The following is a 17,256-nucleotide window of genomic DNA, read 5'->3' as shown; positions in this document are numbered from 1 at the left end:
GACACACCATGCTCGACGCCAACCTCCTGCGCAACGACCTCGACGCCGTGGCGGCGCGCCTGTCCGAGCGCGGCTACGCGCTGGATCGGGCGCGCTACCAGGAGCTGGACCAGCGGCGCCGGGCCGCGCTCCAGGAAGCGGAGACCCTCAAGGCCGAGCGCAACCGCGTGAGCGAAGAGGTGGGGCGTCTCAAGCGGGCCAAGGAGAACGCGGACCACCTCATCGCCCAGCAGCGCGAGGTGGGCGACAAGCTCAAGGCCCTGGAGGCCGCCGAGCGCGAGATCGAAGCGGCCTTCCGGGACTTCCTGGCCGGCATCCCCAACCCGCCCCACGCCAGCGTGCCCTCGGGACGCGACGAGCATGCGAATGTCGAGGTCAAGCGCTGGGGTCAGGTCCCCTCGATCGCCGCGCCGAAGGACCACGTGGAGCTGGGGACGGCCCTGGGCATCCTCGACCTGGACCGCGCCGCCAAGCTGAGCGGCGCGCGCTTCGCCGTGTTGAAGGGCCTGGGCGCCAAGCTGGAGCGGGCCCTCATCGCCTTCATGCTCGACCGCCAGACGGCGGCCGGCTACACCGAGGTGATCCCGCCCTACCTGGTGAACGCCGAGAGCATGTACGGCACGGGCCAGCTGCCCAAGTTCGAGCAGGATCTCTTCAGGACCAGCCGCGGGGACGGCGCGCCGCTCTACCTCATCCCCACGGCGGAAGTGCCCGTCACCAACCTTTACCGCGACGAGATCCTGCCGGCGGAGACGCTCCCTCTGCGCCACTGCGCCTTCACGCCCTGCTTCCGCAGCGAGGCCGGCAGCTACGGCAAGGACACCAAGGGCATCATCCGCCAGCACCAGTTCCACAAGGTGGAGCTGGTCACCTTTGCCGCCGCCGACGAAGCGGAGGCTGAGCTGGAGCGGCTCACCTCGAACGCCGAGGCCATCCTGGAGGCCCTGGGCCTGCCCTACCGCTGCGTGCTGCTCTGCACGGGCGACATGGGCTTCAGCAGCCAGAAGACCTACGACCTCGAAGTCTGGCTGCCTTCACAGAACACCTACCGCGAGATCAGCTCCTGCAGCTGGTTCGGCGACTTCCAGGCCCGGCGCGCCAACATCCGCATGAAGGGGAAGGAGGGCAAGCCCGCCTTCGTGAACACCCTCAACGGCAGCGGTCTGGCCGTGGGCCGCACCTGGGTGGCCATCCTGGAGAACTACCAGCAGCCGGACGGCAGCATTGTCGTGCCCGAGGCCCTGCGGCCCTACCTCGGCGCCGAGGTGATCCGCTGAGGGAAGGGCCCGTCCTTTGCGCTGAAGGCTTGCGCCTTCAGCGCATGGGGAAGGATGTGCTCAGGGATGTTTCTTTTTCCATCGCCCAGGGCGAAGCCCTGGGCGTGGTCGGCGCGAGCGGGGCGGGAAAGACGACTCTCCTGAACCTCGTGCTGGGCCTGCTGGAGCCCACGGAAGGCCGGATCCTCCTGGAGGGCACGCCCTGGTCGCCCCTGCCGGAGCGGGAACGGCGGGGGCGCCGATCCCGGATCCAGGCGGTGTTCCAGGATGCGCTGGCCAGCCTGCCGCCGCACCGCACGGGCTGGGAGATCCTCCAGGAGCCCCTCGCCATCTGGAATCGGGGCACGGAGTCATCCCGTCGGGAGGCCGCGGCGGCCATGGCTGGGCGTGTGAAGTTCCCGGAGGCGGCCCTGGGCCAGCGGCCCGCGGCCTGGTCCGGGGGCTTGTCCCAGCGGCTCTGTCTGGGAAGGGCCCTCATGCTGGATCCCGCTCTGCTCGTGCTGGACGAGCCCTTCTCGGCCCTGGATCCCACCCTGGCGGGCCACCTGCTGGCCCTGCTCCTGGACCTCAAGGCCGAGGGCACGGCCCTCCTGCTGGCCAGCCACGATCAGGTAGTCGTGGAGGTCCTGTGCGATCGGGCGATGGAGCTGTCGGCCATCGGCTCCCAGCTATCAGTGACTGGCAGCTGAGAGCCGACAGCTGATCGCTACTCCTCCACCGGCACCTGGACGGCGCTGGCGTTCACGTAGATGCCGCCGAAGTGGCCCCAGAAGCTGCTGAGGCCAGGGCGCAGGCGGCCCTCCTGGTCCAGGGACTGGAGCTCCGCGGAGAGGAGCTTCTGGGCCTCGGAGGTCTGGACCTCCTGGATGAGGCTCCGGCGCTTTTCGAAGTCAAGGGCGGGGGCGGGCTCCCGCGAGACGATTCGCGCCGCCCACAGCTTGCCGTCCGGCGCCCAGAGCAGGGGCGTGATCTGGCCGACGGGCGTGTCCAGCAGGGCCTTGCGGATGCCGGGGTGGGACACCAGGTCGCGCAGGCCGCTGAGGGGAGCCGCGGCCTGGTCGGAGACGGGGCCCACGGCCTGGAGGCCGCCGGTCTTGATGGCCTGCTCGGCCTTGGCCAGGGCCTGCTTGCGGGATTCCTCCAGGCGGTAGGCGGCCAGCACCTTGGCGCGGATCTCCTTGAAGGGCGGCACGGCCTCGGGCAGCTCCTCCTGCACGCGGAAGAGGATGTGGCGATCGGCGAACCGCATGGGCTTGGAGACCTCGCCCACCTTCAGGCGGAAGGCCTCGCCGGCGATCTGGGGCAGTTCCGGCAGGCCTTCGGACTGGGCGCCGGGCTCATTGCTGAAGGGCTGGCTGAGCTGGGCCTGGCTGGCGAAGCTCTTGGCCGCGGCGGCGAGATCGCCCCCGTTGGCGCGCTTGCGGATCTGCTCCAGGCGCTCCTGGGCGCGGGCGTTGAACCGGTCCTCCGAGATCTCGCGGGCCAGTTGGTCCTTGACCTCCTCGAACCGCTTCTCCCGGCGGCCCTCCAGCTTGATGAGGTGGACGCCGTAGACGGTCCGCACGGGCTGGCTGATCTCGCCGGGCTTGAGGGTCGCGGCGGCATCCGAGAAGGGCTTGACCATCTTCGAGGCGTTGAACCAGCCCAGGTCGCCGCCATTGCCCTTGGCGCTGGGATCCTCGCTGAGCTCCTCGGCGGCCTTGGCGAAGTCCTGCCCTTTCACGAGGCGCCCCCGCAGCAGCTCGGCCTTGGCCGTGGCCTCCTGCATCTGCGTGTCACCTTCGGCCTTGAAGAGGATGTGGCGGGCCTTGAACTCGATGAAGTCGTTCTTCCGGGCTTCGAAGGCGGCCTTGAGGGTGGCGTCGTCCACCTGGAGGTCCTTGCCCAGGGCGGCGCGATCCACGGCCACGTACTGGATCACGCGGCGGGGGGGCTGGAGGAAGCGCTGACCGCCGGCCTTGTAGAACGCCTCCAGGGGAGCGTCGCCGGGATCGGCCACGGCGGCGGGATCCACGGCCAGGGTGGCCTGCTGGAAGGCGACCTTCTCGTTGCGCAGCCGGTTCTCCACCGCCAGCCAGGCCTCGTCCACGGGCACCTGGACGGCCGCCTGCTGGATGAGCTTGGTGCGCAGCAGCTCGCTGCGCAGGTTCCGCTCCTGGATGGCCGGGTTGAAGCCGGTGTCCTGGAAGATCTGCTTCAGTTCCGCCGTGGACTTCAGGTTGCCGTTGGCGTCCAGGAGGACGGGGTACTGCTTCAGGAAGGCCCGGAGGCGGGCGCCCACCTCTTCGTCCGTCACCACCACGTGGTGCCGTTCCGCCAGTTCCTCCATGAGCTTCTGGTTGATGAGGTCCTTCAGGGCCTGGGACTGGACGAAGGGCTTGAGGGCCTCGGGACTGGCCTGCTTGCCATAGCGCTGGTAGAGCTCCTGCATGTGCTCGGCCAGGTCGCGCAGCAGCACGTCGCGGCCGTAGACCCTCGCCACGACGGTATCTGGCGTATCCACCCGCCCGGAGGGGGCCAGATAGGCCACCAGGCCCAGCAGGACCACGATCATGATCGCGGCCATGGGGGTACGGTTGGATTTGAAGACCTGGCGGAAGGAACGCAGCATGCGGGGCTCCGGAGCACGGACCTCCCAGATTACCTCGGGAACGGCAATGGATTACACTGGAATGCTGGAGCGAATGCATGGCCGTCCTGCCCGTACTGACCTGGGGCGATCCCCGATTGAAGAAGAACAGCGAGAATGTGGGCGAATGGACCCCCGAGCTGGAACAGCTCGTGTCCGACATGTTCGAAACGGCCCTCGACGAAGAGGGCGTGGGCTTGGCGGCGCCGCAGATCGGCGTGAACCTCAACCTGGCCGTCATCGACTGCTCCTGCGGTGAGGATCCGGCCCAGAAGCTGGTCCTCATCAACCCTGAGATCGTCCGGACCGAGGGCAGCCAGGTCGGGCCGGAGGGCTGCTTGTCCATTCCCGGCATCCGGGAAGTGCTTGAGCGCCCCCAGAAGGTGGCCATCCGGAATCGGGCCAAGGACGGCAGCTGGCATGAGCTGGAGGGCGAGGACCTGCTGGCCCGGGCCTTCTGCCATGAGATCGACCACCTGCGCGGCCGTCTCTTCGTGGAGTACTTCGGCCCGGTCAAGCGCCAGGTCATCCAACGCAAGTACCAGAAGCAGGCACGGGGATGACACGCATCGCGTTCCTCGGCACCCCCCGCGCGGCCGTCCCGGCCCTGCGGGCCCTGGCCGAGGAAGGCATCGAGGCGGTGTTCTGCAATCCCGACCGGCCCGCGGGGCGGGGGCGCCACCTGGAAGCCCCGCCGGTGAAGGGGGCGGCCCTGGAGCTGGGCCTGCCCGTCCACCAGCCCCCGACCTGGAAGGCGCCGGAGACCCGCGAGCTGTGGGACTCCCTGAAGATCGACCTGGCCGTGGTGGTGGCCTACGGCCACCTGCTGCCTGCCTGGATGCTGGATTCCTGTCCCAACGGCGTCTGGAACCTGCACTTCTCCCTGCTGCCCCGCTGGCGGGGTGCGGCGCCCGTGAACCACGCCCTCCTGGCGGGGGATGAGGAAACGGGCGTCAGCCTCATGCGCCTCACCCCGGGGCTGGACGAAGGGCCCATCCTGGCCCAATCCCGCCGCGCCATCGGGCATGGGGACACGGCCGAGAGCCTGCTGGCGGCCCTGGCGGAGGACGCGGCCGAGCTGCTCAAGGACCAGTTGCCCCTGCTGCTCTGCGGCTGCGGCCGGCCGGTGGAGCAGCGCCACGAGGAGGCCACCTACGCCTCGAAGCTCCGCAAGGACATGGGCCACCTCGACTGGCACCGCCCGGCGGCGGAGCTCCACCGGCAGGTGCGGGCCCTCTGGCCCTGGCCGGGATCCGAGCTGCAGATGGAGGGCCAGCCCCTCAAGGTCTGCGGCGTGGGGGCCCTGCGCACCTGCTACCGCGACCCGGGCCAGCTCCTATGGGGCAAGGAGGGCGCCTGGCTCACCACCCCCGAGGGCGCCCTGGAACTCACCCAGCTCCAGCGGCCCGGCAAGCCCGTCCAGCCCGCGCTCCAGGCCCTCCAGCCCTGGGGCGCCAGCGGCAGCCGGGTACTCGGCTGAGAGAAAAAAGCGGGGACAGGATTAACAGGATTAGAAAGGATTAACAGGATTCAAAAGCAAAGGCTTTAATCCTGTTAATCCAGCTTTTCATCCTGTTAATCCTGTCCCCGCTTTTCAGGCCAGGCGCGCGGCGACATCGCGGTAGTCGGGGTCCATGTCGTGGACGACCTTGAACTCGGTGGCGGCGAGGGCGGCCTGGCCCTGCTGGAGGTAGATCTCGGCCAGGTCGTAGCGGAGGCCGATGCTGTCCTCGGGCGGGAAGCCGGGGGCCTCGACGCCCTGCCGGAGCCAGTCCACGGCGGCCTGGAGATCGCCCCGGCTCTGCTCGCAGATGCTGAGCATGGAGCAGCACTCGAGGGTCCGCTCGGGGTCGCCCATGGCGATCTTGAACTCCTCGATGGCGGGATCGATGAGCATCATCTCCTTGTAGGCGATGCCCAGGTTGTAGTGGGTGTCGTAGTCGTCGCCCTTGACCTGCTTCTCCACGCCCTCGCGGAAGGCGCTGAACAGCTCGTCGACGCTCTGGATCTTCTCCACCACATGGGTGGCGTCGTGCATCTCCTCGCCTTCGCCCGTATCCAGGAGGGCGGTGCCCAGCACGTCCGTGAGGTCGAAGAAGGAATTGGCGAAGTCGCCTTCCTCCAGGGCGTTGGCCTTGGGGGCGTGGCCCAGCTTCTGGAGGGCGATGGAGGCCCGCTCCATGCGGGCTTCCAGTTCGGGGTGCCCCGGAAACTGTTTGAGGGCGGCCTGGATCTCGACGTCCGCCTCCTCCGGGCTTCCGTAGTCCAGCTGGAAGTCGATGTCGCCCAGGAGGCCGACCAGCTCATCCGGAAGGGCCGGCTCCACCGGGGGCGCCCAGGGCTCGGCGGCCGAGAGCGGCGGCAGGGCCTCGACGACCTCCGGCGAGAGGACGCCCGTGGGCATGGGGGGGAGTTGTAGCGTGGGGGAGGAGACGGCATCCGATCCGGCGCTCAGATCGGACAGCGTCTCGTCCATCCAGCTCAGGTCGGAGGCATCGAGCGCCGCGGGCGGGACCGCCGCCGCCATGGGCGCCGAAGGCAGGGCCGCGGCGGGGAGGACGGGCTCCGGCCGCACGGGCAGGCCTTCGCCCAGGGGGATGGGCTCCCGTGAAGAGGGAAGGGGCTTCTTGGCTGGCGGCGCCGGAGCGAGATCGGGAACCTCCAGCTCGATGGGCTGTTCCAGGGAGAGGGAGGGCTCGGGCAGGGGCTCGGGTAGGGGGATGGGTGCAGGCGCCGGCGCGGGGATGGGGGCTGGCGCGGCGAGGGGGATGGCCGGCCGCGGCGCAGGCGGGGCCGGCACGGGAATCGGCGGAGGGGCCGGAGGCTCGGGCAGGCGGGCGCCGGGTTCGGGGAGGCCCAGGGTCCGGCGGTGGATGCGGGTCGATCCCGGGAAGAGCTGCTCGGCCATGTCCAGCAGCTGGGCGGCCTCGCGCTTCCTGCCGAGCTGGTTGAGGGCCTGGGCGCTCTGCACGTACTGCATCTGCACCTTGGTGAGGTGCCCGGTGGTCCGGTGCACGGCGACGATGGCCTCGATGATCGCGAGATCCGACGGATCGAGCTCCAGGGCCTTCTTGTAGCTTTCCACGGCGCGGTCGTGGCTGCCGCCGCGCAGCAGGGCCTCGGCCTCCCGGGAAAATTGCTCGATGCGGAGGCGCCGGACGGGATCCAGCTCCGTGACCCCACCGCCCTGAAGGGTGGCCTCCATGATCGCCGGGGCCTGGAAGCCCGCGGGGGAAGAGGGCTGGAGCGGGCTTGGCGGCGGCGCCGAGGCATCGGGAACCACGCCCAATCCGCGGAGCTGGTTGGCGAGCTGTCCGATCTGCGCCTGGTCATTGGCCTGGTGGGCCAGGCTGTAGGCATTCTGCAGGGCATGGACCTGGTCGGTCCGGTTGCCGCTCTGGTGGGCGATCTCGGCGAGCAGGGTCCAGGCCTCGAGGCTCATGGCGCTCTGCATGGCCCCCCGAAGGCTGCGGCCCACAATGTCGCCGGAACCCCGGCGGGCCAGCTCGCGGGCGATGGGTGCGAACAGCCGGAGGCCTTCGTTCCCGCGGTCGGCGTTCACCAGATTGCGGAGGGCCTTCTCGGCCAGCGGAAGGGATTTCTCCGGGAGCTGGGCGATCTCCCCCAGGGCCTCCAGGGCGCGGTCGGGGTGCCCGCTGCGGAGTTCGATCTCGGCGAGGGCCTCCAGCAGCTCCGTGTCGCGCGGGTTGCTGGCCAAGCCCTCCCGCAGGTGCTGGGCGGCGAGGGCATAGTCGCCCTGGATCACCCCCAGCCGGCTCTGGGTGAGGAACACATGGGGCGTGGAGATCATCGACTTGGCGCGCTCGAGGATCTGGTTGGCCTCCCCGTGCATCTGCTCCATGGCCAGGGACTCGGCCACTTCCAGGTAGATGCCCGCCGCGCGGTCCTTCATGCCCTCCTTGTTATAGAGGTCGGCCAGCTTGACCTTCATCTTCAGGTTCTTGGGGTCCAGGTCGACGACCTTGTTGAACTCTTCCAGGGCCCGCTTGATGAGGCCCTTCTTCTGGAAGTGCTCGGCCACCTGCAGGTGGACCTTCACCGCGTCGGTGACCTTGTTCATCTGGCGGTAGAGGTCCGCCAGGCGCTGGGCGGCGTCGATGTCCTCGGGGGCGTTGCGCACCACCTTCTGGAAGATTGCGGCGGCGCGGGCGTGGAAGCCGTCCCGCTCGTAGGCCCCGCCGAGCCGCTTGTGGATCTCCACGCCCTCCCGCGCGCGCCCGATCTGCACGTAGAGGTCGCCGATCTGGTTCAGGGTGGCGTAGTCCTTGGGGTTGTCCTCGACGAGCTTGTGGAACTCCTCGATGGCCCGATCGACTTTCCCCGCCGTCAAGAGCTTGTCGGCTTCCTTCTTGACTTTGACGCGATCAATGGCCATTCACTTCCTCAAGATGCCTGATGGTTCGGAAAGTGTAGGCGGCGGGGGCCCACTTGGATAGATCCTGTGGTCTAGGCGAAATTGCGTCCCGTGAAGCTGTGGGGCAGCAGGTCCTCCAGGCGGTGGAGCTCGCGGCCCTGGCGGTTGGCCAGGAGGACCGGCAGGCGCTCGGCGAACTCGGCCAGGGCCTGCCGGCAGGCGCCGCAGGGCGGCGTCAGCAGGTCCACGTCCGTCACCACCACGGCCGCCACCAGGCCTCCCGGACGCAGGCCGGCGGCCACGGCGGCGCTGAGGGCCCCCCGTTCGGCGCAGAGGGTGACGGGGTAGGCGGCATTTTCCACATTGCATCCGGCCACGACGTCCCCCGAGGCGGTCAGCAGCGCCGCCCCGACCTGGAAGTGGGAGTAGGCGGCGTGGGCATTCGCCCGGGCCTTCCAGGCCGCCTCCAGCAGGGGCGTCCAGGATGGGGATTGGGGATCGTCGAACACCGGCGCCTCCGTCACGTTCAGATTAGCGGAGGTTCTCGGGGGCCGCTGGGTCTCCGGAACCCTCGGCCTGGGCGAGGGCCAGGGCGCGCCAGCAGGGGGTGTGCCCCCGCACCTCCCGGGTCTCCAGGGCGCCCTGGAGCTCCAGGCTGACCTCCCGCTTCTGGAGGCGGGCCTGGAGCACCGCACCGGAGAGGCGCTCCAGCTCCCGTTCGAAGGGCCGGCCCGGGGCCCAGGCGGCGAGGTCGAGCCGCAGGTGCAGGCCCTGAGGGCGCTCCTCGTGGAAGGTGCGCACCCAGAGCTGGCTCCGCTGGGCCGTGCGCTTCCAGTGGACCCGGCCCGGGGGATCTCCCGCCCGCCAGGGGCGCGCGCCCTCCGGGCTGCTGGTCCCCTCCTGGGTGACGGTGCGATGGCCCTCGCCCCGCCATCCCGCGGGAGGAGCCGGCGGGGTGCGGGGGTGGGGCAGGATGAGCAGGTCCTGATCCAGGTCGATGAAGCGGGCCTTCTCCACCAGGCCGAAGGGGAAGCGGGTGCGGAGCTCCAGCCGGCGCGCCTTGGTCCAGCCTCGGTGGCCGGCACGGGCTTGGAGGACCACCAGGATCTCGCCGTCGGAGGTGGTCCGGCCCAGGAAGCCGGGCTCCACCTGGCCATCCTCCAGGGTGAGGTGGAGCTCCAGGCCCCGGATCCGGCCGCGGCCGTTGTCCCGAATGCGGAGGCGGAGGCCGCCTCGGACGCGGGCGAAGAGGTTGCCCTCCTCGAGGCCGACGACCCCGAGGCCCTGGAGGGCCCGGCGGCTCAGGACCCCGGAGACCAGGAAGAGGCCCAGCATCAGGGAGAACACCAGGTAGAGCAGATTGTTCCCGGTGTTCACGGAGAAGGCGCCCACGGCCAGCAGGGCCAGCAGGCACTGCGCGCCCAACCCCGTCAGGGAGAGGCGAAGGCGGCGGTCGCTCCACAGTTGCATGGCCTCCAGCCTACCTCGCCACGCGGCCGGAAATCCGCCTGCTAGCATGGTCCCTCATCCCCACAAGGCCTCCCATGCTGGAACGTGTTCTTCGCACGAAAACCCTGGAGCAGCTCCGCGCCAGCGCCGACGAGCCGGAGCACCAGCTCAAGAAGAACCTGGGGGCCTTCGACCTCACCATGTTCGGCATCGGCGCCATCATCGGGGCGGGCATCTTCTCGAGCATCGGCACCGCCGCCGCCGGGAACATGGCCGACGGACGCCTCCCGGCGGGGCCGGGCCTGGTCCTCAGCATCCTCATCGTGGCGGTCATCTGCGGCTTCACCGCCCTGGCCTACGCCGAGATGGCCTCCATGATCCCCGTGTCCGGCAGCGCCTACACCTACGCCTACGCCACGCTCGGCGAGCTGATGGCCTGGATCATCGGCTGGGACCTGCTGCTGGAGTACGCCATCTCCAACGTGGCCGTGGCCATCTCCTGGGGCGACTACGCCCGCAGCTTCCTCTCCACGGTGCTCCACGTGGACATCCCCGGCTGGCTGGGCATGGACCCCCGCAGCGCCCTCAAGCTGGTCCAGGGCGTGCCGGCCATGGACCTCGGCGCCAAGCTCCAGGCCCTGGCCCAGGCCAAGGCGGGCCTCATCAACGGCGCCGCCACCTTCGCCAACTGGGACGTGGTGAAGGCCGCGCCCACAGTGGGGAACTTCCCCATCACCATCAACCTCCTCGCCGTGATCATCACCGCCGTCATCACCTGGCTCTGCTACATCGGCATCAAGGAGAGCGCGCGGGTGAACGGCGTCATGGTGGTGATCAAGGTGATCATCCTGCTGGCCGTGGTGGGGCTCGGCGTGAAGTTCATCAGCCCGGACAACTGGCATCCCTTCGTGCCCCATGGGTTCCGGGGCATCCAGGCCGGCGCCGCCATCATCTTCTTCGCCTTCATCGGCTTCGACGCCGTGAGCACCACGGCCGAGGAATGCCGCGATCCGGGCCGCGACCTGCCCCGGGGCATCCTGGGCTCCCTGGTCATCTGCACCGTCATCTACGCCGCCGTGGCCCTGGTGGTGACCGGCATGCTGCACTACACGAAGCTGGGGGGCATCGCGGATCCCCTAGCCTACATCTTCACCCAGCACAGGATGGCCGGCATCGCCGCCGTCATCAGCTTCGGCGCCGTCATCGCCACCACCGCGGCCCTCCTCGTCTATCAGGTGGGCCAGCCCCGCATCTTCCTGAGCATGAGCCGCGACGGCCTGCTGGGATCCTGGTTCGGCAAGGTCCACCCGCGGTTCAAGACGCCCTCCACCGCCACGGTGCTGACGGGTTTCCTGGTGGCCATCCCCGCCGCGCTGCTCAACATCGACGAGGTGGTGGAGCTGGCCAACATCGGCACCCTCTTCGCCTTCGTCATCGTCTGCGCCGCCGTGCTCATCCTGAGGAAGCGCCGGCCGGAGGCGCCCCGGAAGTTCGTCATGCCCTTCGCCTGGATCGTGGCGCCTCTGGGCATCCTCGGCTGCTTCTGGATCGCCAGGGGCCTGCCCGCCATCACCTGGTACCGCTTCTTCGGCTGGCTGGGCATCGGGCTGGTGATCTACTTCTTCTTCGGCTCGCGGAACAGCCGCCTGGAGACGCCAGCTGCGCGATGATGGATCCGGAGCTGTCCCCATGTTCACCGGTCTGATCCGCCACATCGGTCATCTCGAATCCCGGTCCTCTCGGCCCGGCGGGGCGCGCCTGCGCATCGCGGCCCCGGCGGACCTGCTGGCCCGGGCGGAGCTGGGCGCCAGCATCGCCGTGAACGGCGCCTGCCTCACCAGCGTGGCCGTGGACGGGCGCGCCTGGGAGGCGGACCTCAGCGAGGAGACGCTGGCGAAGACCACCCTGGGCCGCCTGCCCCTGGGCGCGACCCTGCACCTGGAGCCGGCCCTGCGCGTGGGCGATCCCCTCGACGGCCACCTGGTCTCCGGCCACGTGGACGCCGTGGGCCGGCTGCTGGAGCGGCCCCGCGCCAAAGGTGGCATCGACGAGGGCATCTGGCGCTTCGCCATGCCCCCGGAGCTGGCGCCCATGACCGCCGCCAAGGGCTCCATCGCCGTGGACGGCATCTCGCTCACGGTGGTGGACTGCGGCCCGGACTGGTTCACCGCGGCCCTCATCCCCGAGACCGTCACGCGCACAGCCCTGGACGCCATGCGTCCCGGCGACCCCGTGAACCTCGAAGCCGATCCCGTCGGCCGCTTCGTGGCCCGAGCCCTGGCCCTCCGCGGCAGCGACGAGAAACTCGCCAGGTTCGCCCAGGGCGGGTGGAACGTCTAGGAAAACGCTGGTCACGGAAGGCACGGAAACCAGCCGGAAGACGCGGAATAAAGACACGAGCCGGATCCGGGGCGCCGTGGCTTGTTCCGTGTCTTCCGCGATCCTCTGTGTCTTCCGTGACCAGCCGCTTTCGCCTACTCCCGCGCGCCCTTGCGGATGCGGTCCATCTCGCGCTTCTGCTCGCGCTGCTTCAGGGCTTCGCGCTTGTCGCCCACGGCCTTGCCTTCGGCCAGGGCCACCTTGACCTTGATCGTTCCCTTTTCATTCAGGTAGATGGCCAGGGGGATGATGGTGAGGCCCTTGCGGACGACCTTCGCGGTCATCTTGGTGATCTCCGCCTTGTGCAGCAGCAGCTTGCGGGGGCGCAGGGGATCGTGGTTGGCGTAGGTGCCGAACTCGTAGGGCGAGATGTGGGCCTGCTTCAGCCACAGCTCCCCATCCACCGCGTCCACGTAGGCGTCCTGCAACTGGCCCAGGCCCGCCCGCAGGGCCTTCACCTCGGTGCCCTGCAGGGCGATCCCCGCCTCCCAGGTCTCCAGGACGTGGTAGTTGTGCAGGGCCTTCCGGTTGCGGACGAGGTCTTCGGACATCCACCCAGTGTACCCGCCCGGTAGACTGGACCTTTTGGGACGCCGCCATGCTGCAGAAGCTCCTCGCCCCGATCATCGCCTGGATGGTGGCCCTCATGGCCGCCATGGGGCCCCTGGGCGTCATGCTGCTCATGGCCATCGAGAGCGCCTGCATCCCGCTGCCCAGCGAGGTCATCATGCCCTTCGCGGGCTACCTGGCCTTCCAGGGCAAGCTCACCTTCCTGGGCCTCGGCGCCGGCAGCCCTGTGGCGCAGATCTGGATCGCCGGGATCTTCGGTGCCCTGGGCTGCAACCTGGGCAGCATCCCCGCCTACGAGGTGGGCGCCTGGGGCGGTCGCCGGGCCATCGAGAAGTACGGGAAGTACGTCTGGCTGCACACGGGCCACCTGGACCAGGCCCACCGCTTCTTCGAGCGGTTCGGCTCCGAGGCCATCATCCTGGGCCGCCTGCTGCCCGTGGTGCGCACCTTCATCGCCCTGCCCGCCGGCATCGCCCGCATGAACCGCACCCGCTTCCACCTCTACACCTTCGTGGGCAGCCTGCCCTGGTGCCTGGGTCTCGCCTGGGTCGGCTACAAGCTCGGCGAGAAGTGGAACACCCTCGGCCAGTACTTCCACAAGCTCGATGCCGTCATCGGCGTGCTCATCGTGGCTGGCGTCGCGTGGTTCGTGTACGACCACTTCAAGAACAGGGCCAAAGGCTGAAAAACGGGAACAGGATTAACAGGATTAGAAGGATTAACAGGATTCAAAAAAATCAATTCAGTGAATGCTTTAATCCTGTTAATCCAGCTTTTCATCCTGTTAATCCTGTCCCAGCTTTTCCATCAGGCGAAGCGATCCGTCGCAGCGACTAGGGCCCTGGAGATGCCGGGCTCGTAGGCGCTGTGGCCGGCGTCGGGGACGATGACGAGGTCTGCCTCGGGCCAGGCCTTGGACAGGGCCCAGGCGCTCTCGATGGGGCAGACCATGTCGTAGCGGCCCTGGATGATGGCACCGGGGATGCCCTTCAGCCGCGGCGCGTCACGCAGCAGCTGGGCCTCGTCCATCCAGCCCTTGTTCAGGAAGTACTGGCACTCGATGCGGGCGAAGGCCAGGGTGGTGGCCTCGTCGCCGTAGGAGGCGATGAAGTCGGGGTCCGGAATCAGCTTGCTGGTGGCGCCCTCCCAGATGCTCCAGGCCTTGGCGGCGGGCAGGTTCACGGCCGGGTCGTCGCTGAGCAGGCGCATGGCGTAGGCCTGCAGGAAGTCGCCTCGCTCGGCCTCGGGGATGGCGTCGCGGTAGGGCTCCCATGCGTCCGGGAAGATGCGGCTGGCGCCCTCCTGGTAGAGCCAGTCCACCTCGCGCTGGCGCAGCAGGAAGATGCCGCGGAGGATCAGCTCGGTCACGCGCTCCGGGTGTGTCTCCGCGTAGGCCAGGCCGAGGGTGGCGCCCCAGGAGCCGCCGAAGACCATCCAGCGGTCGATGCCCAGCTCCACGCGGATGCGCTCGATGTCGGCCACCAGGTCCCAGGTGCCGTTCTCGCGCACCTCGGCGTAGGGCGTGCTCTGGCCGCAGCCGCGCTGGTCGAAGAGGATGATGCGGTACTTGTCCGGATCGAAGTAGCGCCGGTGCTTGGGGCTGGTGCCGCCGCCGGGCCCGCCGTGGAGGAAGATGACGGGCTTGCCGGCGGGGTTGCCGCTCTCCTCCACATGCAGCTCGTGCAGGTCCGACACCTTCAGGCGCAGCACTCGGGTGGGCTCGAGGGCCGGGTAGAGCCAGCTGACGGGATCCTTGCGCAGGGTCATCGGGACTCCTAGACGAAGAACAATGTAGTCGCCCCGGCGAGGGCCAGCAGCGTCCCCAGGATGGCATGCCAGCCGACCTTCTCCTTGAACCCGAAATGGGAGACGGGCAGGAGGATGACGGGCGACAGGGACATGAGGGTGGCGGCCACGCCCATGGGGGCCCTGGCGATGGCCACCAGCGACAGCACCACACCCAGCACGGGGCCGGTGACCGCGCCGAGGCCGATGTAGGCCGCGGCTCGGCCGTCGCGGAGGCCGCCCAGCCGGTCGCGCAGCCGGCCCGTGGCGATGAAATAGAGCCCCAGGGCCCCCAGGCCCGCGGTCACCCGGATGAGGTTGGCGGAGATGGGCGGAAAGCCCCCGGCCAGACCCTTCATGCTGAAGAGGAGGCCCAGGGACTGGCCCAGGGCTCCGCCGACGCCGAGGGCCACGCCGCGCCAGAGATGGGGATGGGGCTCGCGATCGCCACCATCCCACACCACCCAGGCGATGCCGCCCAGGGTGATGGCCATGGCCAGGATCTTCGGGAGGCTCAGGCTCTGGCCCAGGAACAGCCAGGCCAGCAGGGCGCTGAAGATGGGTGAGAGGGTCATGAACAGCATAGCCAGCCGCGCGCCGATGAGCACGAAGGCTTCGAAGAGCACGGCGTCGCCCACGGCGAAGCCGGTGAGGCCCGAGACGGCCAGCCAGCCGAGGCGTGCCGTCCCCGCCTGCCAGGGGAAGGCCTGGCCATAGAGCGCGAGGTGCAGCAGGATCAGCAGCGCCCAGGCCATGAGCAGCCGCACCAGATTCACGCTGGCGGACCCCACCCGCCGGCCCGCGATGGTGAAGCAAACCGAATTGAGGGCCCAGCACGCGGAGGTCAGCAGGGCGGCGCTTTCGCCGAGGTACGTCATACGAACATCTGCAGAATTCCGTTGCTCATGAGCATGCCGCGGGGGCTGAGGCGCACCCGGTCGCCTTCCCAGACCGTGAGCCCCTCCTTCGCGAGGGCCCGGAGCCGCGCCTCCCACCCATCCGTCAGGGGCCGCAGGTTCAGATCCTCCGCCTGCCGCCGCAGGGCGCCCCAGTCCACGCCGCGGTGGAGGCGCAGGCCCAGCAGGGGGACCTCCGAAAGGGCTTCCGCCGCGTCCAGCTCCTGGAGGTCGATCTCGCCACGGCCCTCGGCCCAGGCGGGGATGACGGAGGTCTCCGTCCAACGGAAGGCCCCCATCTGGGAGGCGGCGCTGGGGCCCAGGCCCAGGTAGGGGCGGCGCTCCCAGTAGCGGGTGTTGTGGATGGACTCGCCGCCGGGCCGGGCGTAGTTGCTGATCTCGTAGGGCGCGAGGCCCAGCGGCGGAAGCTCGGCCTGGAGGGCCTCGAAGACGTCGGCCACCTCGTCCTCGGAGGGCAGGGCCAGGCGGCCGGCGTCAATCTCGGCCCGCAGGGGGCAGGCCTTGTCCAGGTCCAGGAGGTAGACGCTCAGGTGGTCGAGGCCCGTGGCGGCGAGGGTGCGGGCGTCCCCGATCACCTTGGACAGTGACTGTCCAGGAATGCCCACCATGAGGTCGGCGCTGCGGCGGCGGAAACCGGCACGCTCCGCCAGGTCCAGCGCCTCCAGGGCTTGCGTGGCGCCGTGGATGCGCCCCAGTCGGGCGAGCAGGGCGTCGTCCAGGGCCTGCACGCCGAGGCTCACGCGGTCCCAGCCCAGGTCCCGGGCCTGCCAAAGCCAGGCCAGGTCCACGGTGCCGGGGTTGGCTTCGAAGGTGGCCTCCACCAGGGGCGAGAGGTCGAAGGCCTCGCGGAGGGCGGCCGTGAGCGTCGCCAACTCCTCCGGGGAGAGCAGGGAGGGGGTGCCCCCGCCCAGGTAGAGCGTGTCCACGGCGGGTCGATCCAGGGCCGCGCCCCAGGCCCGGACCTGGGCCGTCAGGCGCCGGATCGTGGCCGGCTGGAGGTCGCGGTCCCGGGTGGTGGTGAAGGAGCAGTAGGTGCAGCGGTCCAGGCAGAAGGGGATGTGCAGGTAGAGCCCGAGCGGCTCCGCGTGTGCGGCGGCCCTGAGCGCCGGCAGCCTCTCCGCCAGGGGGGGCGGAAGGTCAGGGGTCAACCATCACCTGCTTCACGGCCTCCCGCAGGGTCCGGACTTCCTTCGGGAAACGCCAGGGCGCCTGGGTGGGCTCCGCGGCCTGTTCCAGGGCCTGGTACCGCTGCTGCAGGAAGGCCTGGCGTTCGGGCCGGGGGATCCGCCCGCCCATGTGGAGCTCGAGCAGTTCGAGGTTCTGCTGGAGGCGGGCCGCCTGGGGGTGGTAGAGGAAGACGTTCAGGAGCAGGTGGCCGAAGGCGAGGCCCAGGATCAGGAAGCCGCCCACCACCGGCAGGCGGAGCGCGGTGCCCAGCCCCAGGGCCAGCCACCAACCCATGAGGACCATGAGCACCAGCGCCAGGAGCGGGACCAAGGGCATGGCCCACAGCCCATTGCCCCAGAGGCAGTCGTGGATGAGGGAATCGGTGACGGCTTCGAGTGTGCGGCGGTCGTTGGCGGTCCGGGCCCGGAGCAGGTGCTGGTCCAGGGCTTCCCATGCCTGCTTCTGGGTGGGAGTGAGCGTCACCTGGCGGTAGCCGCGGGGGATCAGGTTTTGGGAACCGGCCTGGGCCTGGTGGGGGCGGCCCGGCTCCACCGCAGGCGGGGGCGGGGGCTCCAGGATCTCCGCGTCGGCCGGCGGCGGCGTGTTGGTGATGTGGGTCTGCCCGCCGGCATCGCGCCAGTAGTAGGTTCGCGAAGGCTGGCCCAGGAGGGCCAAGACGAGCAGTCCCGCGGCGGCGATCACCCGAAG

16 protein-coding genes are annotated in these 17,256 nt (G+C 69.6%); 7 read left to right on the top strand and 9 right to left on the bottom strand.

Features of this window, described 5'->3' with window-relative positions; translation table 11 throughout:
* Window positions 1–8: 8 nt before the first annotated feature.
* Together serS and MLE64_RS11500 are read left to right on the top strand one after the other, a co-directional pair.
* Window positions 9–1,277 (top strand): serine--tRNA ligase, encoded by a 1,269-nt coding sequence (gene serS, locus MLE64_RS11505; protein WP_243317865.1) that lies wholly within the window; start codon window positions 9–11, stop codon window positions 1,275–1,277.
* A 29-nt stretch (window positions 1,278–1,306) separates the two neighbouring features.
* Window positions 1,307–1,966, top strand: coding sequence for an ATP-binding cassette domain-containing protein (locus MLE64_RS11500; protein ID WP_243317864.1), 660 nt, complete (start codon window positions 1,307–1,309; stop codon window positions 1,964–1,966).
* 17 nt (window positions 1,967–1,983) lie between these two features.
* Here MLE64_RS11500 and MLE64_RS11495 read toward each other — a convergent pair whose 3' ends face one another.
* Window positions 1,984–3,888 (bottom strand): peptidylprolyl isomerase, encoded by a 1,905-nt coding sequence (locus tag MLE64_RS11495; RefSeq protein ID WP_243317863.1) that lies wholly within the window; start codon window positions 3,886–3,888, stop codon window positions 1,984–1,986.
* A gap of 77 nt (window positions 3,889–3,965) precedes the next feature.
* Here MLE64_RS11495 and def point away from each other — a divergent pair, with 77 nt between their 5' ends.
* Window positions 3,966–4,469 carry a peptide deformylase gene (gene def, locus MLE64_RS11490; protein WP_243317862.1) on the top strand — a complete coding sequence of 168 codons (504 nt, stop codon included), beginning with the start codon at window positions 3,966–3,968 and terminating at the stop codon, window positions 4,467–4,469.
* The gene (gene fmt, locus MLE64_RS11485) at window positions 4,466–5,386 is read left to right on the top strand and encodes a methionyl-tRNA formyltransferase (RefSeq protein ID WP_243317861.1); all 921 of its coding nucleotides are present in this window, start codon (window positions 4,466–4,468) and stop codon (window positions 5,384–5,386) included. Before def ends, fmt begins: the two co-directional genes overlap by 4 nt.
* 114 nt (window positions 5,387–5,500) lie before the next feature.
* Here the strand turns inward: fmt and MLE64_RS15820 are convergent, their stop codons facing one another.
* The 3 genes from MLE64_RS15820 to MLE64_RS11460 form a co-directional block, all read right to left on the bottom strand.
* Window positions 5,501–8,302 carry a tetratricopeptide repeat protein gene (locus MLE64_RS15820; protein WP_279343065.1) on the bottom strand — a complete coding sequence of 934 codons (2,802 nt, stop codon included), beginning with the start codon at window positions 8,300–8,302 and terminating at the stop codon, window positions 5,501–5,503.
* Window positions 8,303–8,373: 71 nt separating this feature from the next.
* Entirely contained in the window at window positions 8,374–8,790 is a 417-nt protein-coding gene (gene cdd / locus MLE64_RS11465; RefSeq protein WP_243317859.1) for a cytidine deaminase, read from the bottom strand.
* A gap of 22 nt (window positions 8,791–8,812) precedes the next feature.
* A complete protein-coding gene (locus MLE64_RS11460; RefSeq protein ID WP_243317858.1) occupies window positions 8,813–9,751 on the bottom strand; it encodes a DUF58 domain-containing protein in 939 nt (312 codons plus the stop codon).
* Between the two features lie 74 nt (window positions 9,752–9,825).
* Between MLE64_RS11460 and MLE64_RS11455 the strand changes: the two genes are divergently transcribed.
* Both MLE64_RS11455 and MLE64_RS11450 read left to right on the top strand, forming a co-directional pair.
* The gene (locus MLE64_RS11455; RefSeq protein ID WP_243317857.1) at window positions 9,826–11,400 is read left to right on the top strand and encodes an amino acid permease; all 1,575 of its coding nucleotides are present in this window, start codon (window positions 9,826–9,828) and stop codon (window positions 11,398–11,400) included.
* A 19-nt stretch (window positions 11,401–11,419) separates the two neighbouring features.
* The gene (locus MLE64_RS11450) at window positions 11,420–12,070 is read left to right on the top strand and encodes a riboflavin synthase (protein ID WP_243317856.1); all 651 of its coding nucleotides are present in this window, start codon (window positions 11,420–11,422) and stop codon (window positions 12,068–12,070) included.
* A 134-nt stretch (window positions 12,071–12,204) separates the two neighbouring features.
* On the opposite strand, the gene smpB is transcribed toward MLE64_RS11450, so the two are convergent.
* Window positions 12,205–12,660, bottom strand: coding sequence for an SsrA-binding protein SmpB (gene smpB / locus MLE64_RS11445; RefSeq protein WP_243317855.1), 456 nt, complete (start codon window positions 12,658–12,660; stop codon window positions 12,205–12,207).
* 47 nt (window positions 12,661–12,707) lie between these two features.
* Here smpB and MLE64_RS11440 point away from each other — a divergent pair, with 47 nt between their 5' ends.
* Window positions 12,708–13,364 (top strand): DedA family protein, encoded by a 657-nt coding sequence (locus tag MLE64_RS11440; RefSeq protein WP_243317854.1) that lies wholly within the window; start codon window positions 12,708–12,710, stop codon window positions 13,362–13,364.
* A 122-nt stretch (window positions 13,365–13,486) separates the two neighbouring features.
* Here the strand turns inward: MLE64_RS11440 and pip are convergent, their stop codons facing one another.
* From pip to MLE64_RS11420, 4 genes are read right to left on the bottom strand one after another with little or no spacing between them, the layout of a single operon-like run.
* Complete coding sequence (pip, locus tag MLE64_RS11435) at window positions 13,487–14,446, bottom strand: prolyl aminopeptidase (RefSeq protein ID WP_243317853.1); 960 nt, start codon at window positions 14,444–14,446, stop codon at window positions 13,487–13,489.
* Between the two features lie 8 nt (window positions 14,447–14,454).
* Window positions 14,455–15,342: a DMT family transporter gene (locus tag MLE64_RS11430; protein ID WP_243317852.1), complete on the bottom strand. Its 888-nt coding sequence runs from the start codon at window positions 15,340–15,342 to the stop codon at window positions 14,455–14,457.
* Window positions 15,339–16,529, bottom strand: a complete 1,191-nt coding sequence (locus MLE64_RS11425; RefSeq protein WP_243317851.1) for a coproporphyrinogen-III oxidase family protein — start codon at window positions 16,527–16,529, stop codon at window positions 15,339–15,341. Before MLE64_RS11425 ends, MLE64_RS11430 begins: the two co-directional genes overlap by 4 nt.
* The gene (locus MLE64_RS11420; RefSeq protein WP_243317850.1) at window positions 16,519–17,250 is read right to left on the bottom strand and encodes a DUF4124 domain-containing protein; all 732 of its coding nucleotides are present in this window, start codon (window positions 17,248–17,250) and stop codon (window positions 16,519–16,521) included. Before MLE64_RS11420 ends, MLE64_RS11425 begins: the two co-directional genes overlap by 11 nt.
* Between the last annotated feature and the right edge of the window lie 6 nt (window positions 17,251–17,256).

Source organism: Geothrix paludis (genome assembly GCF_022808815.1).
Lineage (GTDB): Bacteria > Acidobacteriota > Holophagae > Holophagales > Holophagaceae > Geothrix > Geothrix paludis.
This window is presented reverse-complemented; position numbering and strand designations above follow the sequence as displayed.